At 69.4% G+C, this 24049-nt stretch carries 22 protein-coding genes; 12 read left to right on the top strand and 10 right to left on the bottom strand.

The genetic code is table 11. From position 1 onward, the window contains the following. Positions 1-42: 42 nt before the first annotated feature. Complete coding sequence (locus ACFE64_RS00740) at positions 43-774, top strand: FadR/GntR family transcriptional regulator (RefSeq protein ID WP_375390526.1); 732 nt, start codon at positions 43-45, stop codon at positions 772-774. Positions 775-1188: 414 nt separating this feature from the next. Here ACFE64_RS00740 and ACFE64_RS00735 read toward each other — a convergent pair whose 3' ends face one another. From ACFE64_RS00735 to ACFE64_RS00715, 5 genes are read right to left on the bottom strand one after another with little or no spacing between them, the layout of a single operon-like run. Continuing rightward, positions 1189-2199 (bottom strand): family 43 glycosylhydrolase, encoded by a 1011-nt coding sequence (locus ACFE64_RS00735; protein WP_375390525.1) that lies wholly within the window; start codon positions 2197-2199, stop codon positions 1189-1191. Then, on the bottom strand, positions 2196-3350 hold the full coding sequence (locus ACFE64_RS00730) for a 1,4-beta-xylanase (RefSeq protein ID WP_375390524.1): 1155 nt from the start codon (positions 3348-3350) through the stop codon (positions 2196-2198). Before ACFE64_RS00730 ends, ACFE64_RS00735 begins: the two co-directional genes overlap by 4 nt. A gap of 11 nt (positions 3351-3361) precedes the next feature. Next, on the bottom strand, positions 3362-4507 hold the full coding sequence (locus ACFE64_RS00725) for an aldose epimerase family protein (RefSeq protein WP_375390523.1): 1146 nt from the start codon (positions 4505-4507) through the stop codon (positions 3362-3364). Then, positions 4491-5369, bottom strand: coding sequence for an SMP-30/gluconolactonase/LRE family protein (locus ACFE64_RS00720; protein ID WP_375390522.1), 879 nt, complete (start codon positions 5367-5369; stop codon positions 4491-4493). Before ACFE64_RS00720 ends, ACFE64_RS00725 begins: the two co-directional genes overlap by 17 nt. Beyond that, complete coding sequence (locus ACFE64_RS00715; protein WP_375390521.1) at positions 5366-7162, bottom strand: IlvD/Edd family dehydratase; 1797 nt, start codon at positions 7160-7162, stop codon at positions 5366-5368. Before ACFE64_RS00715 ends, ACFE64_RS00720 begins: the two co-directional genes overlap by 4 nt. Before the next feature lie 99 nt (positions 7163-7261). Here ACFE64_RS00715 and ACFE64_RS00710 point away from each other — a divergent pair, with 99 nt between their 5' ends. Continuing rightward, positions 7262-8188 carry a Gfo/Idh/MocA family protein gene (locus tag ACFE64_RS00710; RefSeq protein WP_375390520.1) on the top strand — a complete coding sequence of 309 codons (927 nt, stop codon included), beginning with the start codon at positions 7262-7264 and terminating at the stop codon, positions 8186-8188. A 10-nt stretch (positions 8189-8198) separates the two neighbouring features. On the opposite strand, the gene ACFE64_RS00705 is transcribed toward ACFE64_RS00710, so the two are convergent. Then, positions 8199-9491 (bottom strand): family 1 glycosylhydrolase, encoded by a 1293-nt coding sequence (locus ACFE64_RS00705; RefSeq protein WP_375390519.1) that lies wholly within the window; start codon positions 9489-9491, stop codon positions 8199-8201. A 395-nt stretch (positions 9492-9886) separates the two neighbouring features. Here ACFE64_RS00705 and ACFE64_RS00700 point away from each other — a divergent pair, with 395 nt between their 5' ends. After that, on the top strand, positions 9887-10354 hold the full coding sequence (locus ACFE64_RS00700; RefSeq protein WP_375390518.1) for a hypothetical protein: 468 nt from the start codon (positions 9887-9889) through the stop codon (positions 10352-10354). A gap of 10 nt (positions 10355-10364) precedes the next feature. On the opposite strand, the gene ACFE64_RS00695 is transcribed toward ACFE64_RS00700, so the two are convergent. The 4 genes from ACFE64_RS00695 to ACFE64_RS00680 all read right to left on the bottom strand — a co-directional run bounded on the left by ACFE64_RS00695 (position 10365) and on the right by ACFE64_RS00680 (position 13290). After that, the gene (locus ACFE64_RS00695; RefSeq protein WP_375390517.1) at positions 10365-11081 is read right to left on the bottom strand and encodes a glutathione S-transferase family protein; all 717 of its coding nucleotides are present in this window, start codon (positions 11079-11081) and stop codon (positions 10365-10367) included. A gap of 295 nt (positions 11082-11376) precedes the next feature. Next, complete coding sequence (locus ACFE64_RS00690) at positions 11377-12213, bottom strand: YsnF/AvaK domain-containing protein (protein WP_375390516.1); 837 nt, start codon at positions 12211-12213, stop codon at positions 11377-11379. A 26-nt stretch (positions 12214-12239) separates the two neighbouring features. Further along, positions 12240-12890: an OmpA family protein gene (locus tag ACFE64_RS00685; protein ID WP_375390515.1), complete on the bottom strand. Its 651-nt coding sequence runs from the start codon at positions 12888-12890 to the stop codon at positions 12240-12242. Beyond that, positions 12883-13290, bottom strand: coding sequence for a DUF2382 domain-containing protein (locus ACFE64_RS00680; RefSeq protein WP_375390514.1), 408 nt, complete (start codon positions 13288-13290; stop codon positions 12883-12885). The genes ACFE64_RS00685 and ACFE64_RS00680 overlap by 8 nt, the downstream gene beginning before the upstream one ends. Positions 13291-13756: 466 nt before the next feature. Between ACFE64_RS00680 and ACFE64_RS00675 the strand changes: the two genes are divergently transcribed. The 9 genes from ACFE64_RS00675 (at position 13757) to ACFE64_RS00635 (ending at position 23691) form a co-directional block, all read left to right on the top strand. Next, positions 13757-16474, top strand: a complete 2718-nt coding sequence (locus ACFE64_RS00675) for an alpha/beta fold hydrolase (RefSeq protein WP_375390513.1) — start codon at positions 13757-13759, stop codon at positions 16472-16474. After that, positions 16471-17931: a lipopolysaccharide biosynthesis protein gene (locus ACFE64_RS00670; protein ID WP_375390512.1), complete on the top strand. Its 1461-nt coding sequence runs from the start codon at positions 16471-16473 to the stop codon at positions 17929-17931. The genes ACFE64_RS00675 and ACFE64_RS00670 overlap by 4 nt, the downstream gene beginning before the upstream one ends. Before the next feature lie 277 nt (positions 17932-18208). After that, complete coding sequence (locus tag ACFE64_RS00665) at positions 18209-18886, top strand: nitroreductase (protein ID WP_375390511.1); 678 nt, start codon at positions 18209-18211, stop codon at positions 18884-18886. Positions 18887-18996: 110 nt separating this feature from the next. Beyond that, positions 18997-20010: an ATP-dependent DNA ligase gene (locus ACFE64_RS00660; protein WP_375390510.1), complete on the top strand. Its 1014-nt coding sequence runs from the start codon at positions 18997-18999 to the stop codon at positions 20008-20010. 307 nt (positions 20011-20317) lie between these two features. Then, entirely contained in the window at positions 20318-20584 is a 267-nt protein-coding gene (locus ACFE64_RS00655) for a hypothetical protein (RefSeq protein ID WP_375390509.1), read from the top strand. Positions 20585-20602: 18 nt separating this feature from the next. Beyond that, positions 20603-21115: an SAM-dependent methyltransferase gene (locus tag ACFE64_RS00650; RefSeq protein ID WP_375390508.1), complete on the top strand. Its 513-nt coding sequence runs from the start codon at positions 20603-20605 to the stop codon at positions 21113-21115. After that, entirely contained in the window at positions 21112-21381 is a 270-nt protein-coding gene (locus tag ACFE64_RS00645) for a hypothetical protein (protein ID WP_375390507.1), read from the top strand. The genes ACFE64_RS00650 and ACFE64_RS00645 overlap by 4 nt, the downstream gene beginning before the upstream one ends. Positions 21382-21417: 36 nt before the next feature. Further along, positions 21418-22704 (top strand): diaminopimelate decarboxylase, encoded by a 1287-nt coding sequence (lysA, locus tag ACFE64_RS00640; protein WP_375390506.1) that lies wholly within the window; start codon positions 21418-21420, stop codon positions 22702-22704. A gap of 18 nt (positions 22705-22722) precedes the next feature. After that, positions 22723-23691: a magnesium and cobalt transport protein CorA gene (locus ACFE64_RS00635; RefSeq protein ID WP_375390505.1), complete on the top strand. Its 969-nt coding sequence runs from the start codon at positions 22723-22725 to the stop codon at positions 23689-23691. Positions 23692-24049: the final 358 nt, after the last annotated feature.

The following is a 24049-nucleotide window of genomic DNA, read 5'->3' as shown; positions in this document are numbered from 1 at the left end:
GGAGAGGTGACAAGGCCTGCGGGAGGGGGCAAACTCGCGACGATGAGGGAAGATCGGGCCGCCGCGCCGTCGCTCGGGCGCAATCTGACCTACGGCATGCTGAACAGCCTCGGCCGGGCGATCGTCACCGGCCAGTATCGGGACAGGGCCTTCCCCACCGAGGCGGAGATCGCCAAGATGCACGGGGTCAGCCGTTCCGTCACGCGCGAGGCGGTCAAGATGCTGACCGCCAAGGGCCTGGTCAGCGCGCGCCCGCGCCAGGGCACGATCGTGCAGCCGTCGGCGTCGTGGAACCTGTTCGACACCGACGTGCTGCGCTGGCTCTTGGAGCGGCAGTTCTCGATCGACCTGCTGCGCCAGTTCACCCAGCTCCGCATCGCCATCGAGCCCGAGGCGGCCGCGCTCGCGGCGCGGCACGGCGACGCCGCCGCGCATCGGTCGATCGAGCTGCGGCTCGACGGGATGAAACAAGCCGAGCGGGGGCGCGGCGACGCGCTGGAGGCCGACATCGCCTTTCACGTCGCGGTGCTCCAGGCCTCGCGCAACCCGTTCTACGCGCAGTTTCGCGACGTGGTGGCGACGGCGCTGGCCAAGTCGATCCGCTTCACCAACCGGATCAAGGGCCACTCGGCCAGCATCGCCGAGCATCAGGCGGTGACCGACGCCATCCTGAGCCGCGACGCGGACGAGGCGCGCCGGCGGATGCGGCAATTGATCGGCAACGTGATGACGCTGATCGAGAACGCCGAACCCGACGATACGGGCGAACTCTAGGGTTTGATCCAGCGCCGGTGGTGACCAGCCTGGCTCGTCCGACCGCTCCTTTTCCGTCATCCCCGCAAAAGCGGGGATCCAGGCTGATCCACTCGATCCGACCACATCGTTGCCGTCCGCCCAGATCGGGCCTGGATCCCCGCCTGCGCGGGGATGACGAGGTGGGAGAAGGGGGCGACCGCCACGACCGGCTCCGCCACTGGCATGGCCCCGGCGCCCCGGACCGATCGCAAACCGCTCTAGCCGAGCGGCAGCGGTCTCGCTCATCGCATCCCCGGCGCAGGCCGGGGCCCAGTTGCGGTGATCGTCGAGCGTTGTGCTGTCGGCCGGTGCAGCCCGATGCTCGGCCCCGGCCTTCGCCGGGGAGGCAGTGGAGATATCGCTGCCATCAGCTAGATCAAGCCCTAGGACCGGTCAGCGCGCCTCTATATCGATCGGCTCGATCGTGCCGTCGGCGGCGTAGCGCACCGGCGCCAGCGCGACCTGCCGGGCGTCATGGTAGGGGCCGTCGCCCGTCTCATGCTCCCAGCGATGATAGGCGATCACCCAACCGCCCGTGCGCGGATCGCGGAAGAAGGCGTGGTGGCCCGGCCCCTGGTAGCGGCGGTCGGCCCGCAGGATCACGCCCCGGTAGGTCCAGGGCCCGGTCGGCCCCGGCGCCGTCGCGTAGCGGACCGAATAGTCGGCGCGGTCCCAATGGCCCGAGCTGTAGGACAGGTAATAGACGCCGTCGCGCTCGTGCATCCAGGGCCCTTCGGTGAAGCAGGGCGGCTGCGCCACCGGCACCTCGGCGGCGATCGTCAACATGTCGGGCGCGAGCCGGAAAACGCGCAGCGTCTCGCCGTTGCTGCCGCCGGCATAGAGGTAGCCCGTCCCGTCGCGCGGGTCGACAAACGCCATCGGGTCGATCGCCTCGAAATGGTAGCGCCCGGAACCGGTCGGCGGCATCGCGTCGGCGCAGCCGCGGGCGGGCCGTCCGGCGAAATCGGCAGAGTCGCCGCCGTCGAGCAGGGGCCGCCCGCTGTCGCGGCAGGGCCCGGCGGGTGTGTCGCACGTCGCGACGCCGATCCGGGACGGCCGGGGCTCCTGCGGCCCGACCGCGTAATACAGGTAATAGCGTCCGTTCGCGGCGAGCATGTGCGGCGCCCACAACGCATGCGCAGGGGCGCCGTCGGCGATCCAGCCGATCCTGTTCCGCTCGATCAGCGCCGCGCCGCGCCGCCAGTGGATCAGGTCCGCCGACGACCAGGGATACAGCGCCTTGCCGCCGTCCGTCGGGTAGAGCCATACGGTCGTGTCTTCGACCAGCGCCGCCGGATCGGCGCCCGCGAAGATGGCGTGGCCGTAGGGCGACGGCCCGGAAGCGACCGCCGCCGCCGCGCACAACGGCCCGGCGATCAGCGCGAGCCGGCGGATGCGCCTCATCGCCGGCGGGCGATCACCGCCCGCGGCGCCGCGTCGGCGACCGCCGCCCCGGTCAATCGGCGGATCAGCTCCACCTCGGCCGGGCGATAGGGCGTGCCGTCGGCGCGCAACACCTCGTGGAACCAGATCGGCGGCTCGTCATAGGTATAAGGCTTCTTCCAGCTGTCCCAGGGCAGCCGCGTCTGCGTCTTGCCGTCGACGAACCCCCAGTTGATCATCGCCACCTTGTAGCGTTTGCCGATCGGCAGCGAGCCGTCGAATGTCGAACCCGCGCCGCGTGCCATGTATTCGGTGCAGAGGATCGGCCGGCCATAGACCTGGAGTTGGCGCACGCGCGCCTCGAACGTCTCGGGCCAGTTATAGTCGTGGAAGCTGATCACGTCGGAGCGCGCCACCTGGATGCGCTCGACGGGATCGAGCGTGGTGCGGTCGTCCCAATGATCGCCGATCCACAGGCCGGACGTCAGCGGCTGGACGGGGTCGCGGCTCTCGGCCCAGGTGAACACCTGGTCGAGCAGGCCCGCGACGAGCTGCTTCTTGCGCGGCGTGGCCGCGTAATTGCCGCCGCCCTCGTTGTTGGGCTCGTTCCACACGTCCCACGCCAGGATGCGGCGATCCTGGCCGAAGGTGCCGACCACATCCTTCACATAGGCTTCGAGCTTGCCGTACTGCGTCCGGTCGGCGAGCCGGTCGGCGCCGGGCGCCTGCACCCAGCCCGAATTATGGACGCCGGGAATGGGCGGGTGCTGCGGCCCGGCCTTGGGGTTGGGATCCCAGCAGCTGTCGAACAGCACGAAGACGGGCCGGATGTTGTGCCGCGCCGCGATCGTCAGGAACTGATCGATGCGCCGCTTGAACCCCGGCGCGTCCGTCTCCCACAGCAGGTTGTGGAGGAAGACGCGCATCGTCGTCATCCCCATGCCCTGGGCGAGCGCCAGCTCCCGGTCGATCGTGGCGGGGTCGAAGGTCTCGGGCTGCCACATCTCCAGCTCGTTGATCGCGGTGGCGGGCGTGTAGTTGGCCCCTACCAGCCAGGGCTGGGCGGCATACCAGCGGTTGGCCTGGTCGCGGCTCCACAGGTCCCGCGCGTCGGCGGGCGCGGCGAGCGCGAGCGATCCGGCGGCGGCGAGCGCCAGCTTGAACATCTGCATGACGGCTCCCCTCAGCGGCCAGTGGTGAAGCGATAGGAGATGATGTTGCGATAGGTCTCGCCGGGCGCCAGCCGCGCCGAGCCGAAGGCCGGCTGGTTGGGCGTGTCCGGAAAGACCTGCGGCTCCATGACGATCGCGTCGCCCTCGCGGTAGAGCCGGTCGGCCTTGCCGTGGCTGGTGCCGTCGAGGAAGTTGCCGGAGTAGAATTGCAGGCCGGGCTGGTTCGACCACAGCTCGAAGCCGCGGCCGGATACCGGCTCGCGCACGCGGGCCATCAGGTGCAGATCGGGCGTCACCGCGCGCCCGATCACCCAATTATGGTCATAGCCGCGGCCGTAGACGATCTGCGGATCGCCCGCATCGCGGACGCGCGCGCCGACCGGATGGGGCGTGCGGAAGTCGAAAACCGTGCCCGCCACCGGTTTCAGCTCGCCGGTCGGGATCGCGCCGGGATCGGTCGGCAGGAAGGCTTCCGCCGGGATGGTGACCTCATGTCCCATCGCCCCCGCGGCGGACCCTTCGCCCGTCAGGTTCCAATAGGCGTGGTTGGTGATGTTGGCGATCGTCGGCCGGTCCGTGGTCGCACGGTATTCGATCGTCAGCTCGTCGCGCTCGTCGAGGCTGTAGGTGCAGTCCACGGTCAGCGTGCCCGGATAGCCCTGGTCGCCGTCGCGGCTGACATAACGCATCGTCACCGACGCGGTCGGGCCGGAGGTGACCGCGGTCACCGTCCACAGCACCTTGTCGAACCCGACCGTGCCGCCGTGCAGCGCGTTCTCGCCGTTGTTGACCGGCGTCTGGTAGGGCTTGCCGTCCAGCGTGAAGCGGCCGCGCGCGATGCGGTTGGCGAACCGGCCCACCGTCGCGCCAAAATATTGTGGCTTGGCGAGATACTCCCCGATCGTCGCATAGCCGAGCGCGACATCCGCCGGCTTGCCCGCGCGGTCGGGCAGGATGACCGACTGGATCGACGCGCCATAGGCGATCAGGCGGGCCGAGACGCCATGCCCGTTGGTGAGCGTCACCGCCGGCACCTCGCGACCGTCGGGCAGCCGCCCGAACACCGATCGCTTCGCCGCCGCCGCGTCCGCGCCCGTTGCCGCCACCGTCATCGCCAGCATCGCTCCCGCCACGGCCAGATCACGCATCATATCCATTCTCCCGTCCGAACGCATGCGGTGCCAGCCCCCGCACACCGGCGTCGACCTCGAACAGGTCGCCGCCATGCGGCTCGTCGACGCCGTCGCCGGCGGAGGTGACGAACAGGCGATCGAGGCGCTCGCCCGCGAACGCCATGCTGGTGATCTGCGTCGCCGGCAGCCGCCGGACCCGCTCGACGCGCCCGTCCGGGTCGAACCGGCTGACCCTGGCTCCGCCCCAATGCGCGATCCACAGCCCGCCCTCGGCGTCGAAGGTCATCCCGTCGGGCGTGCCTCCATCGTCCGCGAAGCGCAGCCACAGCGCACGCGAGCCGAGCGTGCCGTCGTCATGGAGCGGAAAGCGGTAGATTTCGCGCAGGAAGGTGTTGGTGTGGAACAGCCAGCGCCCGTCCGGGCTGATCGCCGGGCCGTTGGCGATATGGTAGCCGCCGTCCACCTGCGTCAGCGCGCCGCCGGGATCGAGCCGATACAGCGCGCCGCTCGGCCGGTCGCAGCCGACCGGCATGGTACCCGCCCAGATCCGTCCATGCGCGTCGGCCTTGGCGTCGTTCATGCGGTTGCCGGCCGGCTCCGCGGCGAGATCGGCGAAGGCGGCGACCGTCAGCGGCGCGAACGTCACGGCTTTCACCCCGCTCTGCAGCCCGGCCAGGAAGCCCGGCGCGTCGCGGCGCGCGATGATCCAGCCGATCATCTCCGGCATCACCCAGCTATCGACCCGCCCGTCCCCGAGATGCAGCCGGTTGATCCGCCGGGCGAGGATGTCCACCCAGTAGAGCGCGTTTTCGGCGGGATGCCAGAGCGGCCCTTCGCCCAGCAGGTCGCGCCGGTCGCGCGCGACGATCTGCGCGTCGGCGCTCAATGGCTGTCCCGCGGCAGGCCGCGCTGGGCCACCCGCTGGAACTTCACCGCATTCTCCAGCACCCCGCCGGTGGCGAGCTGGCCGGTGAGCGATCGCTGGATTTCCTGCCAGGGAGTTTGCGCGGCGGGGGTGATCGCCTGCTCGATCCCAGCGAGCGCGGCGCGGCGCCGGTCCAGCTCGGCGGCGTCGACCAGCATGTCCGCCCGGCGCGCGGCGAGATCGATGCGGACGCGGTCCCCGGTGCGCAGCAGCGCCAGGCCGCCCCCGACCGCCGCTTCCGGGCTGGCGTTGAGGATCGACGGACTGGCGCTCGTGCCCGATTGCCGCCCGTCGCCGATGCAGGGCAGGTTGTGGACGCCCGCGCGGATCAGCGCGGCGGGCGGCCGCATGTTGACCACCTCGGCGCCGCCCGGATAGCCGACCGGCCCCGCGCCGCGGATGACCAGGATGGTGTGCTCGTCGACGGCGAGCGCTGGATCGTCGATGCGATGGTGGTAATCTTCCGGTCCCTCGAACACGACCACCGGGCCTTCGAAGCTGTCCGGCCGCGCGGGATCGCTGAGATAGCGCGCGCGGAACTCGTCGGAGATGACCGACAGCTTCATGACGGCGCTGTCGAACAGGTTGCCCGACAGCACGGTCAGCCCGGCGGCCGGCTTGAGCGGCGTCGCGAACGGGCGGATGACGTCGAGGTCGGCGATCCGCGCATCCGCGATGTTCGCCGCGACCGTCCGCCCGTTGGCGGTCAGCGCGCTGCCGTCGAGCAACCCGGCGCGGTAGAGCTCGCCCATCACCGCGGGCACGCCGCCGGCGCGGTAGTAATCCTCGCCCAGATACTCGCCCGCCGGTTGCAGGTTGACCAGCAGCGGCACGTCCGCCCCCGTCGCCTCCCAATCGGCGAGCGTCAGCTCCACCCCGATGTGACGGGCGATGGCGTTGAGGTGGATCGGCGCGTTGGTGGAGCCGCCGATCGCCGAGTTGACGCGGATCGCGTTCAGGAAGGCGGCGCGCGTCAGGATGTCGGAGGGCTTGCGGTCGGCGCGCACCATCTCGACGATCCGGCGTCCGGTCTCCCACGCGCATTGCTGCCGGTCGCGATACGGTGCGGGGATCGCCGCCGAGCCGGGCAGCGACATGCCCAGCGCCTCGGTCAGCGAGTTCATCGTCGTGGCCGTGCCCATCGTGTTGCAGAAGCCGGTGGACGGCGAGGACGATGCGACCAGCTCGATGAAGCCACGCTCGTCGATCTCGCCCGCGGCCAGCAGCTCGCGCGCGCGCCAGACGATCGTGCCAGATCCCGTGCGCTTGCCATCATGCCAGCCGTTGAGCATCGGCCCGACCGACAGCGCGATGGCGGGGATGTTGACGGTCGCCGCCGCCATCAGCGCCGCCGGCGTGGTCTTGTCGCAGCCGATGGTCAGCACCACGCCGTCCAGCGGGTAGCCGAACAGCACCTCGACCAGCGACAGATAGGCGAGGTTGCGGTCCAGCGCCGCGGTCGGCCGCTTGCCCGTTTCCTGCAGCGGGTGGGTCGGAAATTCCAGCGGCACGCCGCCCGCCTCGATGATCCCCGCCTTGACCCGCTCGGCGAGCTGGAGATGGTGCCGGTTGCACGGCACGAGATCGGAGCCCGACTGCGCGATGCCGATCACCGGGCGGCCCGACTGGAACTCTTCCAGGCTGATGCCGTAGTTGAGGTAGCGCTCCACGTAGAGCGCCGTCATGTCGGGGTGGCCGGGATTGTCGAACCATGCGGAGGAGCGCAGGCGGGGCGTCAGGTCGTCCTTGCTCATGCTCAGCCCATCCACCTTACGCGAAACCCGCCGCGCCGCGCTGATTGCCAGCCGCGACCGTTCCGATCAATATATCATACAAAAGAAAAGGCCTTCATCATGACGGATCCGATCAGGCTGGCATTGGTGGGCGTGGGGAAGATCGCGCGCGATCAGCATATCCCCGCGATCCGGGGCGAGAGCCGCTTCACGCTGGCGGCGACGGTGGACCCCAAGGGAGGGCTGCCGGATGTCTCCGCCTATACCAGCCTCGATGCGCTGCTGGCGAGCGGCGACCACATTGATGCGGTATCGTTGGCGACTCCGGCCGCGGGGCGACGGGACCTGGTCGCCAAGGCGCTGGCCGCCGGCCTGCACGTGATGATCGAGAAGCCGCCCGCCGCGACGCTGTCCGAGGTGGACGACATGGCCCGCCTGGCGGAACAGGCGGGCAAGGTGCTGTTCACCAGCTGGCATTCCCGCGGCGCGCCGTTCGTGGGCGCGGCGCGCGATTGGCTGCGCGGTCGCACCGTGCAGGGGCTGCGGATCACCTGGAAGGAGGACGTGCGGCACTGGCATCCGGGGCAGGAATGGCTGTTCGGCCCCGGCGGCTTCGGGTGCTTCGATCCCGGCATCAACGCGCTGTCGATCGCGACGTTGATCCTGCCGGACCCGCTGTTCGTGGAGGCGGCGACGCTGCTGGTGCCGCAGGGGCGCGACCAGCCGATCGCGGCCTCGCTCAAGGCGCGCACCGGCGCGGCCGCCGGCGCGATCGAGTTCGACATTCGCCAGACCGGGCCGCAGACCTGGGACGTCGAGGTCGACACCGATGCCGGCATGCTGGCGCTGCGCGAGGGCGGGGCGGTGATCGAGCGGCCCGGCGCGGCGCCGGAGCGGGCGGACCCGCGCGAATATCCCTCGCTCTACGCGCACTTCGCCGAGCTGGTCGGCGCCGGCCGCTCGGACGTCGACGCGCGACCGCTGCGGCTGGTCGCGGACGCCTTTCTGGTCGCCGGACGGACGCCGGTGGAGCCGTTCGCCTTCTGACCGGCGCGCCTCACGCGTCCTGAACGGCGGCGCTGGACGCCGGGGCTCTCAGCATGCTCCGCGCCCGCACGCGCTGCTTGGCGGCGTGCCTGTCGTCGGCCTCGTCGGGCATGACCACGGGCACCGTCAGGCACATGCTCTGGGTGGGCAGGACGTCCCGCCATTGCGCGATCAGCTGCCGGTAAGCCTCTCCGACCGGGCGGATATTGCGGTCGAGATCGTAGAGGCCGAGCGCGTTGACGTTGCCCCGCACCTCGCGGAGCGCGCTGTCCCAGTCGGTCTGGTCGGTCAGCGAATACCAGGTGAACCCGACCACCGGCACGCCGTCGTTGCGGACGCGCAGGACGTTGGCCCATTCCTTCCACAACCAGTCGACCGCCTCCATCCCGGTGGCACCCTGCACCAGGTTCGTCTCGGTGTGCATCACCGGCAGGCGGTAACGCGCGTGATATTGCCGGGTGATCTCGCTGTAACCGAAGATCTCGCCCGACGGCCGGGTGCTGCCGTCCGCGGCGACCCGATGCTCGTTGGTGACGTAATAGTCGTTGCCCATGATGCAGTGCTGCTTCAGGCGGTTGTCGAGGAAGAAGTGATATTCCTCCCGCGTCATGCCGTTATCCAGCACATATTCGTACATCTCGGAATCCAGCCGGCATCCGTAATTCAGGTCGAGCGACAGGAACCGTTCGGAGTTCATCAGCTCGGACGGCCGGATCGCGGCGGGCGATTCCGCGTGGAAATATTCGGACGACTCGCTCTGGATGAAGATCGCGTCCGGGCGCGCCTCCAGGATCGTGCGCATGGCCAGGACGTTCGCCCGAACGATGTGCTTGAGCGCGGTGACGAACGCCCGATCGCTGCTCAGCTGTTCGTTCCACCAGCCATAGCGCGCCGAAAAGGTCGCGCAGATATACATCTCGTTGACCGGGGTGTAGAGCTGGATCCACGGGAACCGATCGGCGAACGCGCGCGCGTAGACGGCGAACTGGTCGGCGAAGTCAGGGTTCTGGAAGTCGCCGATCCAGTCCGGCACGCCGAAATGGCAAAGATCGACAATCGGCACGATGTTGCGTCGCTTGAGCTCGGCGAAAGCCTGGTCGGCGAACTCCCAGTCATATCGGCCCACGCCCAGCCAGGTCTTGTGGATCGGCGGGCCATAGCGAAGAAAGCCGATCCCCAGCTCCTGCACGAGCGCGAAATCGTCCCGCCAGCGCGCATAGTGGCCACAGCTCTCCATCTCGTCGACCCGGGTCCGGCCGCCGTTGATCGTCGGGACGCTGTTCTCCACGCCGGTTGCGAACATGAACGTGGCGATGATCGTTCTCCGGAATAGCGGTGGGACGAAACTCCATCCCGATCGCCGGAACGCTCATGACCGCGGTTCGTGCCGCCGAAGCCGGTGGTGCTGTCGCAAGGAACTCCCGATCCGCCAGCTCCGTTATGTTCCGGCAACGCCTGGAGAGACTGTCATGGGAAAGGGTATTCTGTTATGGCTGATCGGCATTCCGCTGCCGGTGATCCTGATCCTGTTCTTGATCTTCCGCTAGGACACCGGGAGAGGCCGGAAGAGCGGTCTCCCATGCGCGACGGAGCGGTCCGCCGATCCGGCGCGCGCGCCGGCATTGATGTCGCCGCCGCTCACACGGCTTGACGTTCGGGCAGAAGTCTTGGATCGGTTCGATCGAAGAGGAGACGAACATGGCCCTGAAAGACTTCATCGCGCTCGCCGACGACAAGTTGCACGAGGTGTTCTCGAAAAAGGCGTATGACCCCCGGCGCGAGCGCGCCGCGATGGTGAAGCGGCTGGACACGGCGCACGCGCAGTTCTCCGCCACCGCGCCGACGCGCGGGCGCAAGATGTGGAAGCTGAACAACGGCGTGGTCGAACTGACGCTGCCGTTCGCGATCGGCGGCAAGAGCGTGTTCCACATGCCGAGCGAACGGTTCGCCGACGCCATCCAGCACCTCAAGGACGCGATCGGCAAGGGCGAGGCGGACACGGAACTCGAAGCTCAGGCCGGCCCGGCCGGCGATGCGGCTCCCGCCCCACGCGCGTCGCGCGACGCGAGCGCGCCGCGCTACGCGAAAGGATCGCGGAGCTGGTCGCCCGAGCGGCGGGCCAGGTTCCAGGAGACGATCGCGGCCCGGAACGCCAAGGGCGAATAGCGGGTCGTTCTCAGCCTTCGGCGTCCGCCAGCGCCTGCGCCGCCGAGAATGCGGCCATCGTCTTCTGGAAGACGCCGCTGCGGATCTGTTCGCGGCGTTCCTCCAGGCCGCGGTGCAGCTCGGCCAGCGTCCGCGCGGCATGCTCGTTCTGCTGGATCGCGGCCCAGTAGCCGGCGACATGGGGGTTGGCCCGGATCGGATCGTCGAGGTCGAGCGACGGGAGCACGTTCTCGACCAGAAACAGCGCGGGCACGAGGGCGCAATCGGCCAGGGTGAGGCGGCCGGAGCAGGCGAAGCCGTCCGTCGCGATCATCCGGTCGAGCGCCTTGATGTTGCGCACGACCTGGCCGCCGAGCAGATCGACGATGCCCTGGTTGCGGGACTTGGACCGGCTCTGCGGCGAGAGCATGAACATGTTGTTCATGATGTAGATGTCGCCGATCCGGGCGATCGTGCGGATGTGCGCCGTCTCGCGCGGCGTGGCGCCCAACAGGGAGGGCTCGGGATAGACCTCCTCCAGATACTCCGCGATCACGTCCGATTCGGGCATCATGTCGCCCGCGATGTCCAGCACCGGAATGCGGCCGATCGGGAAATCCCGACGGAATTGCGGCGTTCCGAACGTCTCCGGCCGGACCAGCGCGATATCGGCGATCCCCTTGGCGTAGATCTGCATCCGCACCCGCGCCGAATATGGGCTGAGATCGCCGGAATAGAGCTTCATCATGCCGGCGCGCTCCTGATGCATCCCACGTGTGTCGCGCTGAGCTTAGCAGACACGAATGCCGGCAGTCTAATGCAGGCACGTCGGTGTGAAGGGTAAGGTCCAGGTCGCGACGGGCTAGTCGGAAGACCGGCGGAGACGTAAGCTAACTTCTGGAGCGGCTTCAGAGCTGCCCGAAGCTGACCATGGCGCGCGCGGATAATCGTCAAGGCAGGTGCGAGGTCTCGACCGAGTGTTGGTCAGCCGTGTGCCTGACGCGGCAACGGCGTGCGGGTTGCCCGCACGCCGTCTCCATTCCTCAGCGCCGATATGCCGGGTCGGCGTCGGAACCCCTGCTCCGGTCGATCTCGACGTCGGTGCGGAGCACCGTGTCGTCGATCTCCTCGACCCGCTCGCCGGCGGTCTTGGACACGACCACCTCCTCGACGACGCGCGCGGTCTTGCCGACCACCGCCTCCTCGCCGGTCGCGGTGACGTCGATCGAGCGCTCGCGGAACGCGTCGTCGGCATCGGTCACCGGCCGGTCGACCGCCCGGCGCTGGACGTCGATCTGCTCGTCGCGCAGGCGGACCTGCTCATGCACCGGCGTCTCCGTGACGTAGGAGCGGACCCGCGCGCCGCCACGATCGACCTCACGCTTGCCGACGACCAGGCTCTCTTCCACGATCGGGATGCTCTGCTCGCCATCCGTGCCGATCGCGCCGCCGCCCAACCGGTCGCGCTCCCCATGGGCCGCCGTCCCCGCGCCCGCGCCGACCGCCGACTCCGATGCATGGCTCCATCCCGACGAGCGCCACTCCTGCGAGCGGTCATCGACATCGATGCTGTCCGATTCCTCCAGCACCCGCACCGCGGCGTCGACGTTCGTATCGTCGACGTCGGCGGTCAGGAGGAAACCGCCGCGGCGAATGCCCTCTTCATAGGTATGGCGGTCCTCGTCGGGCACGAACGCGTGCTTGATCGAGCCCCAGATGCCGGGGTCCTGCGCGCTGGAGGCGCCGGTGGCGTGGAAACCGGCGCTGCTCTGGTCGTGGATGCTGATGTGGCCGGCGTCGACGCTGGCGGCCTTGAGTCGGGTCTCGGCGGCCTCCGCATCGGCGCGGCGATCGAACAGTGCGGTGATGGTACGGGTCATTGCTACTCTCCTCAGGGAAGGGGTCGTTACTTCGCGGTGACGGTCAGCTCGGTGCGCCGGTTCTGGAATTGGCCGCCCGCGGTCTGATTGCTGGCGACCGGATCGGCGTCGCCGCCGCTCGCCGTGGTGATCCGGCTTGGCGCGACGCCGGCGTCGGTCAGCGCCTTGCCGACCGCAGCCGCGCGTTCGGCGCCGAGCTTGACGTTGGCGGGCTCCGTGCCGCGGGCGTCGGCGTAGCCGGTCAGCTTGACCGCTGCCTTGGGGTAGGCCGCGAGGATCTGCGACAGGGCCGCCAGCGTCGGCCGGTCGTCGGCCCGGATCGCGGACGAGGCGGTGTCGAAGTTCAGGCGATCGAAGGTGAAGGTACGCGGGGCGGCGGCACTGCTCGCCAGGAACGCCTGGAGATCGTAGGTCAGCGTCTGCGGCTGCAGGTCGACGACCTTGCCGCCGGGGAGCGTGACGTGCTTGACCGCGATCGGGGGCGTCGCCGGACCGCCCTGGGCGGTCGGGCTCGGCGCAGGCGTCACGGTCTCGTCGTGCCGGTTGCAGCGGCTGAGCGCGAACAGGAGCGCGAGGATGCCCGCGAGCAGGGCAAGCCAGGCAAGCCAGTTGGTCTGCTTCTTCTCGATGTGGATTTCGCGCGGCGGGGCGCCGCGCCCGTCATTCGGGTCAGCCATGGGGGTTCCTCCTTGTTGTTGGTTCGAACGGATGCTCGATGGTGGCCCGCGTCGCCCGCAGCGTGACGGGAACGGCGACATGCTCGCGCCTCCGATCCAGCGTGACGCGCACCTCCTCGATGACGAACAGGCGCTTTTCGACCACCAGCCGCTCCTCGACGAGCGAGATGACGGTGGTGTCGCCCTCCTCGCGCGGCGGCGGCGGAGTATCGACCTGGCGCTCGACCGCGACGCGCTCCACCCGGAGCGCGCCAGTTTCGAGCATATCCTCGGCCACCACGTCGCGGGCCTCGGTGCTGGTACTGACGCGAACGCGATCGGACACGACCTCGACCTTGTCGATCGACGCCTCCTCGGCGATCAGCGGAACCCGGATTTCGGGTTCATCGGCACCTGACATGCAATGTGGCTCGTGTTTCGCGGGACCACCGGGCGTGGTCTCCTCGCTGTCCGGCTCAGGGCCTTACGCCGCCCGTGCGACACCCGACCGCTGACGATCGGACATGTGCTAAACCCGGACGCCCGGATCGACGTTCCGCATCGCGGCGGAAATAAGGCATTGACCCGGATCAATGACCGGTAGTCCGGCACCAACATCATTGATCGTTTCGTCAGCAGCTTGGCCTCGCCGGTGTCGTCCTCCACGCAAGGTGTCGACCGGGTCGGGGTGGGCCGTCGCCGTCGGCCGGGTGCTCGACCGGCATTACCAGCATGATGCCGTGGCCGGTTCGACATGACCGCGTCGGCCCTCATTGGGACACGCGCGAGCCGCCGGCGTCACCGATCCCTTTTCTAACGAATGCCTTCGCCTCATAACGCGATGCCCGGACGGGCTGTCTGACCTGATCGTTGGAGCTCATGAAGTGATGATCGACGACGCGCCGCGGCTGGATCAGCTCGACTGGCTGACGCATCGGGCGGTGCCGCTAGACCTCAACGGCCCGGTCGACGTCGCCTTCGACCCGGTGGGCGAGGAGTGGTTTACGCGCTCGCCGATCGAGCGGTTCGACTACATCGTCGCCAAGCATGGTGATCGGCTCGCGGTGGATGACGGCCAAAGCCGGCTGACCTATGCCGAGCTGCAACGGGTCGCGCGCGCGCTGGCCCATCAGATCGACGCCACGGCGCCGCCAGGTCAGCCGATCGCGGCGGTGTTCCGCTATACCGTGCTGCTTCCCGCGGTGATCCTCGCCTGCTTTGCGGCCGGCCGTCCGTTCATTCCGGTCGACATCGGCCATCCGATCGAGCGACAGCGGATGGTCCTGGACAATTCCGGCGTGGTGAGCGTCGTCGTCCAGCGCGGCATTGCGCGCGAGGTGGAGCTGCCCCCGGTCCCGGTCATCGAGGCCGATCTCGATCACCTTCGTATCGCGCCGGATCAGGACTGGCCGGATATCGCCCTGGACCCGAGGGCAGTAGCCGGCGCGACCTACACTTCGGGCAGCACCGGCCGGCCGAAGGCGATCGCGTGGAGCATGCTGGGCGTCATGCCGACGCTCGCGGTGACCGCGAACACGCGACACCTCAACCCGGACGATAAGATCATCACCCTCGCCTCGCTCGCTGCGACGGGCCTGAGCGATACGCTGACCGCGCTGATGAACGGTGCGGCGCTGCGCATCGTGGAGATGATGAGTGTCGGGCTCGGCGAGGCATTGCGCGTGCTCGGCGAGGAGCGCGTGACGATCTTGAGCTTCGTGCCGGCCGTGCTGCGCAACGTCATGCAGTTGGAAGGGGCCGCACACGCCTTCCGCCACCTTCGGCTGCTCGAGCTTCACGGCGATGTCACGCTCGCCAGCGATGTCGCGTTCTTCCGCACGAAATTGCCGCCGACCTGCCATATCCGCATCCTGTTGGGCTCGATGGAGGCCGGGTCGCTGTTCCATTGGTACGTCCCGCGCGATTTCGTCGCGGACGGGCTGGCATTGCCGTGCGGGTACCTCGGCGAGATGAAGGCGATCGCCCTGCTGGATGAGGCGGGACGGCCGGTGGCGCCCGGCGAGCCCGGCGAGATCCTGGTGCGCGGACGGAGCATGGCGCTCGGGTTTTGGCAGGGCGGCAAGTTGGTGCCCGGCCCGTTCCGCCAGGATCCGGACGATCCGGACGGCCGCCTGTTTCCGATGGGCGATCTGGTGCGCATGCGCCCGGACGGACTGGTCGAGTTCGTCGGTCGGCGAGACCGCCAAGTCAAGGTGCGCGGGCAGCGTGCGGACTTGGGCGACATCGAAGCGGCGCTGCATCAGCACCCGGGGATCGCCGACGTGGCGGTGATCGCCAGCCCCAGCACCACCGCGGGCGACGCGGTCATCACCGCCTATTGCGTCGCGATCGATCCTGCTGCGCCGCCCGATCCGGCTGCGCTGCGTAGCCTGGTCGCGGCCGAGACCGCGCCGCACATGGCGCCGGCCCGGTTCCGCTTCCTCGACATCATTCCGCGGCTGCCCAACTACAAGGCGGATCTGGTGAAGCTGGCAGCGCTCGCACCGGAAGAGCCGGACATGCCGGCGGCGGCGGCGTCCGCCCCGCCCGAGCGCCCCGCCGATCCGACGATCCTGGCCGCGGTCGAACGCGCGTGGCGGGAGATGCTGGGCACCGGCGCCGATCCGCGGCGCGGGTGGGCCGAGGGCGGAGGCGACTCGCTGAAGGCGCTGCACATGCTCTTTCGCGTCGAGGACCTGCTGGACCGCGGGCACATCGCGTTCGACGTGATGGACGAGCACAGCACTGCGCACGATCTGGCGATCGCCATCGCTGCGCTCGGCGAGGAAGGGATCGCCGCCGACGAGCGGCCGACCATCCTGTTCTTTCCCGGCATCGGCGGCGACGAACCGGCCGCGGCCAGCTTCCGTCGCGAGATCGCCTCGTTGGGCCGGATCGTCACCATCCGCTACCCCGGTGTCGAGGCCGATGTCGCGGCGATCGGTGACCTCGACGCGGTGAGCGAGGCCGCCATCGCCCAGCTGGGGAAGCATGCCGGCCCGGTGCATGTCATCGGCCATTCCTTCGGCGGCGCCATGGCCGTCGAGGTGGCGAGGCGGCTGACCGAGCGCGGCACGCAGGTTCCGTTCTGCGGCATGCTGGACACGCTGCCGGCGGCGCTCTTCAGCCCGGAAGGCGCGGAGGCAAGGGGGGCGGCGTCCAAGAGCAAGTTGCGTCAGATCGCGATCGGCTTGGGCGAGGCGCATGGGAAGGGGCGGCTCTACGACCATGTCGTGCAGGTCGGATCGCGGTGGCTGTTGCGGGCGCGCGGGGCAGGCATGCTCCGCCGGCTCTCGCTCGCGGCGCGACCCATCGCCCCCCGCGCGGCGTTGAACATGCAGCACATGCTGGTGACGGCCCAGCGCGGCCGCCTGCTGACGGGCTGGTCGCCGCCATTCTATCCCGGCACGGTGTGGCTGTTCCGCAGCGAAGATGCGGCCGGGATGACCGATCCCTTGTGGTCGGCCGTCGTCGGCGAATTACGGGTGGTCGATGTCAAGGGATCGCACCTCTCCATCCTGCTGGGCGAGCACGGCCGGGCGCTCGCCGCCACGCTCGGTCGGGCGATGGCGGAGGCGACCGCGGCACCGACGACCGAGGGGTGAACGACCCGAATCCGGACATCGGCCGGGGAGCGTTCTGGAACGGCGTCACGGCGGCCGCCAACCAGGTCGTCCGGTTCGGCTTGTTCATGGCGCTCGCGCGCTTCGTCGCGCCCGCGGAGCTGGGGCTGGTCGCGCTCGGGCTGGTCATCATCGATCTCCTGCAGGCGCTCGCGACCTTCGGCATCGGCGAAGCCGTCACCCAGCAGCCGCAACTCGACGACGAGCAGGCCAGCACCGCCTTCTGGCTGTCGGTCGGGATCGGCGCCTGCGTCACGCTCGCCGTCGCCATCGCCTCGCCCGTCATCGCCGTGATGGCCGGCAAGCCTGCGCTCGGGCCCGTGATCGCGTCCCTGTCGCCGATGTTCCTGCTCGTCTCCCTGCAGACCGTCCACCTGGCGCGCATGGCGCGGGAGTTCCGGTTCCGCGAGATCGCGCTGCGTATGCTCGTGGCCAATCTGGTGGGCGGCGGCGTCGGCCTGGCGCTGGCGTTCAAGGGCCTGGGGGTCTGGGCGCTGGTGGCACGCAGCCTCACGGCGCCGATCGTCGCCACCACCTTCTTGTGGATCGTGCATCCCTGGCGGCCGCGCTGGCGCTTTCGCTCCGATGTCGCGCGCCGGCAGCTCGCCTTCGGCGGCCGGATCATCGGCGGCGAGATCGTCCTCGTGCTCAGGTCGCGCTGGATCGACCTCGTCGCGGGACTGATGCTGGCGCCGGCGGCCCTCGGCCTGTTGCGCGTCGGCGGACAGTGCGCGCTGCTGCTGCTCGAGCTGACGATGATGCCGTTCATCCATCTGGCGATGCCGATCCTGTCGCGGGCCGGCGCCCAGGACAGCGCGCGTTCGGTCGGGACGGAGTATCTGACCCTGGCGCACCTGTCGGCGGCGACCATCTTCCCGGCCTTTTTCGGCATGGCTGCCGTGGCGGACCTGCTGTTGCCGTTGATGCTCGGGGCCCGATGGGCGCCGGCGGCCGAGCTGATGCCGGCGCTCTGCGCGATCGCTGTCCCGCTGCAGTTGACCTTGCTGGTCGGCCCCGCCCTGGCCGCCGCCGGGCGACCGGGCGAGGCGTTCCGCTGGTCCGTCGTGCAACTTGCCGTGACGGTGCCATGGACGTTGGCGGGCGCCTGGCTGGGCCTGCCCTATCTCGTCTGGTCGGCCGTCATCGCGTCGGCGCTGATCGTGCCCGCCGGCCTGATCCGCCTGCGCCGGGTGATCCACGTCTCGCCTGGCGCCGTCGTCGCCGCGGCGACGCGGCCTCTGCTCGCGGCGGCGCTGATGGCCGCCGCCGTCTGGTGCGCAAAGACCTGGCTGGCCGCTATTCTCCCGTCCGCGATGACGCTGGGGGTCTGCGTCGTCCTCGGCGCGATCGTCTATGCGGCGTTGTCGATCACCATGGATCCTGGCCTGATCGCCGTCTTTCGCGCGAGCTTCGCGAAGAGGACCCCCCAAGAAAGCTAGCGAGCCCGCAAGCCGTTCCGCCGACCGGCGTCGACGTTCGAGACCGAATGGCGATGGTGGGCTTGGCCTCGCTTGACATCCTCTCCTCGCTCGGTGGACGGGATGGGACCGACCGTGCGCATGGCGTGGTCGCCATACGACGCCTTCGCCTCCCGGCCATGTCCTCTTCCAAGGAGACCGCCATGACTGTCCTTTCCAGCTTGGCGCGTGCGGCCGAAGGCCCGGTCGCGCCGTGCCCGGCGCTGAAGGGCGCGATCAGCCATGTCGCCGAAGCCTGATGGACTTCGACGAGGTCCTCCGGGGCCGCCGCAGCATCCGCGGCTACAGGCCCGACCCGGTGCCCAGAGCGCTGATCGAGGAGATCATCGCGCTGGCGATGCGCGCGCCGTCGTCGATGAACACGCAGCCCTGGCATTTCTACGTCGTCACCGGGGAGCCGCTCGACCGCATCCGCGAGGGCAATACGCAACGCATGCTGGCCGGCGTCCCGCAGTCGCGTGAGTTCCGGACCGGGCAGGCCTTTGCGGGGCCGCACCGCGAGCGGCAGGTGGGCGTCGCCAAGCAGCTGTTCGCCGCGATGGGCATCGCGCGCGAGGACAAGGCCCGGCGCGACGATTGGGTGCTTCGCGGCTTCCGCCAGTTCGACGCGCCGGTGTGCATCATCATCGCCTATGACCGCGCCGTGGATGGCAGCGACGACACCCCGTTCGATTGCGGCGCGGTCGCGACCGGCCTGGTGAACGCCGCCTGGTCGCGCCGGCTGGGCTGCGTCATCAACAGCCAGGGCATCATGCAGTCGCCGGTGGTCCGCGAGCACGCGGGCATCGCCGACGACCATGCCATCATGAAGAGCATCGCGCTGGGCTGGCCGGATGAGACCTTCCCCGCCAACGCCGTCGTCTCGGAGCGCCGGTCCGTGGACGAAGCTGCCGTGTTCGTCGGGTTCGGTTCCTGACTTGACGGTCATGACCATTTCGGGGTCGCCGCCATGCTGCTATCGGAAACGGCGCTCGGGATCGTCTCGGTCGCGTTCTTTCGGGACCGCGGCATGGCTTCAGGCGTAGCATGATCGGGACGGGCCTGGCGCCGATGGAGGCCAAGCTCGTGACGGAGCTGCCGGGCGACGCCGGGTGGCAGTTCGAGCCCAAGTGGGACGGCTTCCGCGCATTGGTGTTCCGCAACGGCGGTGAGGTCGAGATCCTGTCGAAGTCGGGCAAGTCGCTGGCCCGCTATTTTCCGGAGATCGTGGCGCTCGTCGCCGGGCTCGACCGGCCCCGGTTCGTGCTCGATGGCGAACTCATCCTGCCGGTCGGCGACGTGCTCTCGTTCGATGCGCTGCAGGCTCGCCTTCATCCGGCGGAGAGCAGGATCACCAGGCTGGCGCGCGAGACCCCGGCGCAGCTGATGCTGTTCGATTTGCTGCGCGATGGCGACGACGATCTGCTCGGCCGGCCGCTCGCCGAGCGCCGCCCGGCGCTGGAGGCCTTTTACGCCCGCCATGGCGGCGCGGCGCTGCTGCTGTCGCCTTGCGGCGATCTCGCGACCGCACGGGCGTGGCTGGCGCAGAGCGGCGGCGCGCTCGACGGCGTCGTCGCCAAGCGACGTGACGAGCCTTATCGCCCCGGCGAGCGCGCGATGCTCAAGGTCAAGCAGCACCGGACCGCCGACTGCGTGGTCGGCGGCTTCCGCCGCGCCAAGGACGGCAGCGGCGTCGCCTCCCTGCTGCTCGGGCTCCACGACGACGCCGGCCGGCTGAACCATGTCGGCTTCACCTCCGGCATCGCGGCGGCGGAACGGGGCGCGCTGGCCGACAAGCTCCAGCCGCTGATCGGCGCGCCCGGGTTCACCGGCAAGGCGCCGGGTGGCCCGAGCCGCTGGAACGACGGGGAGGAGAGCGCATGGGAGCCGCTCCGCAGCGAGCTGGTGGTCGAGGTGCTCTACGATCAGGTCACCGGCGCGCGCTTCCGCCACGGCACCCGCCTGCTGCGCTGGCGACCGGACAAGGCCCCGCGGCAGTGCACGATGGATCAGCTCGCCCACGAACTGCGCCCCGCCGAGCTGGCGACGCTCGATCGCTGAACCGTCCCGTCCGACATTCCCTACGCGAAGGTCCTGCGGTCCCGGAACGACGACCGGTCCGCAGGCCGCTGGCCTGCCACGGTCCACCTCACCTGCTCAGCACGGGTTCTCCACGTTCTGATCGGGCAGACGGCGCACGGGCGACGCCTATGAAGATGCTATGGTCGCCCCGCGCCCTCGCTCTCGAATTGATATGGGCCGGCGAATAATTGGATCGCCGCGGACGAGGTCGTCCGGCGGCGCACCCGTCACTGGGGGCAGCCGCCCGGAACCGGTTTTCGCAGGTACGCAGTGAGGTGCGAACGTGGTGACGTCGGTTACCAGTCTGGAGCCTGACCCAAGCAGGCCGATTCTCTATGTAGGCCAGGATAGCGCCGGGCACTGGCTCGTTCAGGAAAGCGGCGGGCGCCTGGAAGGGCGCTTCATCTCCTTCGCAACGGCGATGAGCTTCGCGCGCGCCGAGCGGCACGGTTTCTCCGGCGCGACCATCGCCGTCGCGACCGCCCCGCTCGTGCCGCACATTTCCTTCGCCCCGCCGCGCGTAGACGAAATCGCGCTGCCCCGGGCCGCCTGACATTTCGGAATCGGACATATGAACGCGTTGATCAGCCTCGCACCGGATCGTGGGCGAGGGTCGCCTATCGTGCCGCGGGCACCGCATGTCCGCATCGCGCCGGACCGGGACGAACGCTGGCCGGCGATCGTGGCGGAACTCGAACGCCTGTTCGAGGCGCACCGCCGCAGCGTCCGTATCGTGGACGCGGATTGCGGTGACGGAGCCTTGCTGCTGCACGCGTTGCGCCACGCCCGTGCGCTCGGATTCGTGGCGATCGAAGGTCACGGCATCGACGGCGTTCCGGCCCTGGTGGCCCGCGCCAGACATGCCGCAGCCAAGCTGCACGATCCGGCGATCGGCGTCGATTTCGAGGTGGCCGATCTGGCCGACGCCCTTGCCCAAGAGGCGGAGGTGCCGGCGGACATCGTCCTCTGGCACGGGAGCGAGGACCACCTCCAGGCAGATGCCTCGGTGGTGCGTGCCCTGGCGGCGGCGGGGCAGGTGGTGATCGACCATGCCCTCTTCGCGCGGGTGCCGGCGCAGGCATGAGCGGACGCGATCTCGCCTGGCGTGGTGCCGGGCTCGCGGTCTGCGCCTTCGCCGCCGGCCTCGGCGCGGTGGGCCGCCTGGTGCCCGGGCTGGCGGACTGGTCCGCAACGCTCGGCTGCATCGCCCTGATCGTCGCGCTGATCGGCCTCGGCGTGCTCGTGCAGGGCGAGCGCCTGGCGGTCGCGTGGCGCATCGAACAGGAACGGCAGGATCGGGTCCGCTCGATGCGGGAGCGACACCGGGCGACGGGCCGGTCGCGCCGATAGAACGACGCTGGGCCGCATCGCAGGAACGGGATCGCCATGAGCTACTTCGAATGTCGGGACGGCGTCACGCACGCAGAGCAGGTTGCGCTACCGGCCATTGCCGACGCGGTGGGCACGCCCGTCTACGTCTACTCGGCCGCGGCGTTTCGGGATGCCGCGCGGGCGTATCGCCAGGCGCTGGCGGCCGTCCCGCGCAAGCACCTCGCCTTCGCGGTCAAGGCCAATCCCAATCTGGCCGTGCTCGATGTGTTGGCGGCCGAGGGCTATGGCGCCGACATCGTGTCCGGCGGTGAGCTTGCCCAGGCGCTCGTGGCAGGGATGCCGGCGGCGGACATCCTGTTCTCCGGGGTCGGGAAGACCGACGCCGAGCTCGTCGCCGCGCTCGATCGCGGGGTGGGCCAGTTCAACCTCGAGCTGGAGGAAGAAGGCCGCGTGCTGGGCGCGCTCGGCGTCGCGCGACGGCAGGTCGCGCCCGCCGTGCTCCGGATCAACCCCGCCGTCGACGCCGACACCCATGCCAAGATCACGACCGGCACCAGCGCCAGCAAGTTCGGCGTCCCGATCGCGGACGCGCCGGCGATCTATGCGCGCCTGGCAAAGGTCGACGGCCTGCGCCTGCGCGGCGTGGCTGTGCACATCGGTAGCCAGATCACCGACCTGTCGCGTCTGGAAGCCGCCTATCGTCGGATCGGCAGGCTGGTGGCCGAGCTGCGGCACGATGGGCATCCGATCACGCATGTCGACCTCGGCGGCGGCCTCGGCATCGCCTATCGGCCCGAGGATACGCCCGCGTCGCCTGCGGAGTATGGCGCGATGGTCGCCCGCGTTACCCAGGGCTGGGACGTGACGCTGCAGTTCGAACCCGGCCGTGCGCTCGCGGGTGCCGCCGGCGTGCTCCTGACGCGCGTGCTGTGGGTCAAGCCGGGGGACGGGCACCCGCACGTCGTCGTCGACGCGGCCATGAACGACCTCGCCCGGCCCGCGCTGTACGACGCCTGGCATCTGTTCACGGCGGTCGTCCCGACCGGTGGGCGCATGATCGCCAATGTCGTGGGTCCGGTCTGCGAAAGCGGCGACACCTTCGCCACGATGCGATCGATCGATTGCGTACGGCGCGGCGATCTCGCCGTGTTCCACACGGCGGGCGCGTATGGCGCCTCGATGGCGTCGACCTACAACGGTCGGCCGCTGGTGCCGGAGGTTCTGGTCGACGGCGCCCGTTTCGCCGTCGTCGCCGATCGCGGCAGCGCCGAGGCCATGCTGGCGCGTCAGCATCGCCCCGCTCGGTTCGGGCCGGTCGACGGGCTGAGCCGCGCCGCCTGAGAAAGCCGGCTCTCGGTCATGTCGCTGGTCGCCTCCTATCTGTATCGCGACGGACGCCGGGTCCGGCCAGTCCCGCTCGACGAGCATGTGGACTGTCCGGCCGACCGGTCCGAATTCGTCTGGATCGGCCTCAGCCACCCCTGCGACCGCGAGGTCGCGACCTTGCAGCGGCTTTACGATCTCCACCCGCTGGCGGTGGAGGACGCGCTCAAGGACGGGCAGCTGCCCAAGGTGGACGTGTATGGCGACCAGCTGTTCGTCATCGCCCGGACGGCGCATCTCGCCGACGGCACGATCGAATATGGCCAGACGGCCGTCTTCGCCGGCACCAGCCACATCATTACGGTGCGCCAAGGCTCGATGCGATCGCACCAGCCGCTGCGCGAGCAGCTGGAGGCCGCCCCGGACCTGCTCGGCCGAGGCGTCGACTACGTGCTCCATGCGGTGCTCGACTTCGTCGTCGACGGTTACCTACCCGTCGTCACGGCGATCGAGGACGAGGTGCTGGCGATGGAGGAAAAGCTGCTCGACGCGTTTCTCGACCGTCCGGACATCGCCCGCATCTTCACGCGCCGGCGCGACCTGATCCGCTTCCAGCGGATCCTGCTGCCGATGGAGGAGGTGGCGCGCAAGCTCGCCCGGTCGGAACTGCCGACGATCGACGGCGAGGCGCGCGCCTATTTTGCCGACGTGCTCGATCATGTCCGCCGCGTCGAAGCCATGGTCGCAGGACTGCGCGAGGTGCTGGCCTCCGTCTTCGAGTTCGGCAACCTGCTCGAGCAGCAGCGCACGGGGACGATCGCGCGCCGGCTCGCCGCCTGGGCCGCGATCCTCGCCGTGCCGACCGCCGTGGCGGGCGTCTACGGCATGAACTTCACGTACATGCCCGAACTGCACTGGCGCTACGGATACTTCACCATTCTCGGCGTGATCGGGGCGGTATGCCTGTTGCTCCATCACCGCTTCCGGAAGGTCGGCTGGCTATGACGTTGGCGGTGGGGAGGTCTCGCTCCTGCGTTGAAGGGCATCCAGCTGAGCCTCGCTCGTCCTGACCGCCTCAAGCAAGGATGCGACCTGCTGCTCACCGTTCCTGAGCGACCGCGCCTTCATCGAGAGGCATAGTAGCAGGATCGACAGCAATATCAGCCCGGCAATCAGGGGCAAGACATCCTCCATTCGGCAGCTCGCCGGTTTGCGATCGCTCCCATGTGAAAAGGTCGCGTCGCGTGAGAGCGAGTTATGATGTCACGCCCATACCTATGTAAGACGGATTATCGTCGATCTTCGTAGTATTACCATATGCGAAGTGAACAGGGGATGCTGCCGTTGACCAACAAGACCCGCT

This window comes from uncultured Sphingomonas sp. (assembly GCF_964250165.1).
GTDB lineage: Bacteria > Pseudomonadota > Alphaproteobacteria > Sphingomonadales > Sphingomonadaceae > Sphingomonas.
Note: the sequence above shows the minus strand (reverse complement) of the source record. Positions and strands in the feature narration are given on the sequence as shown.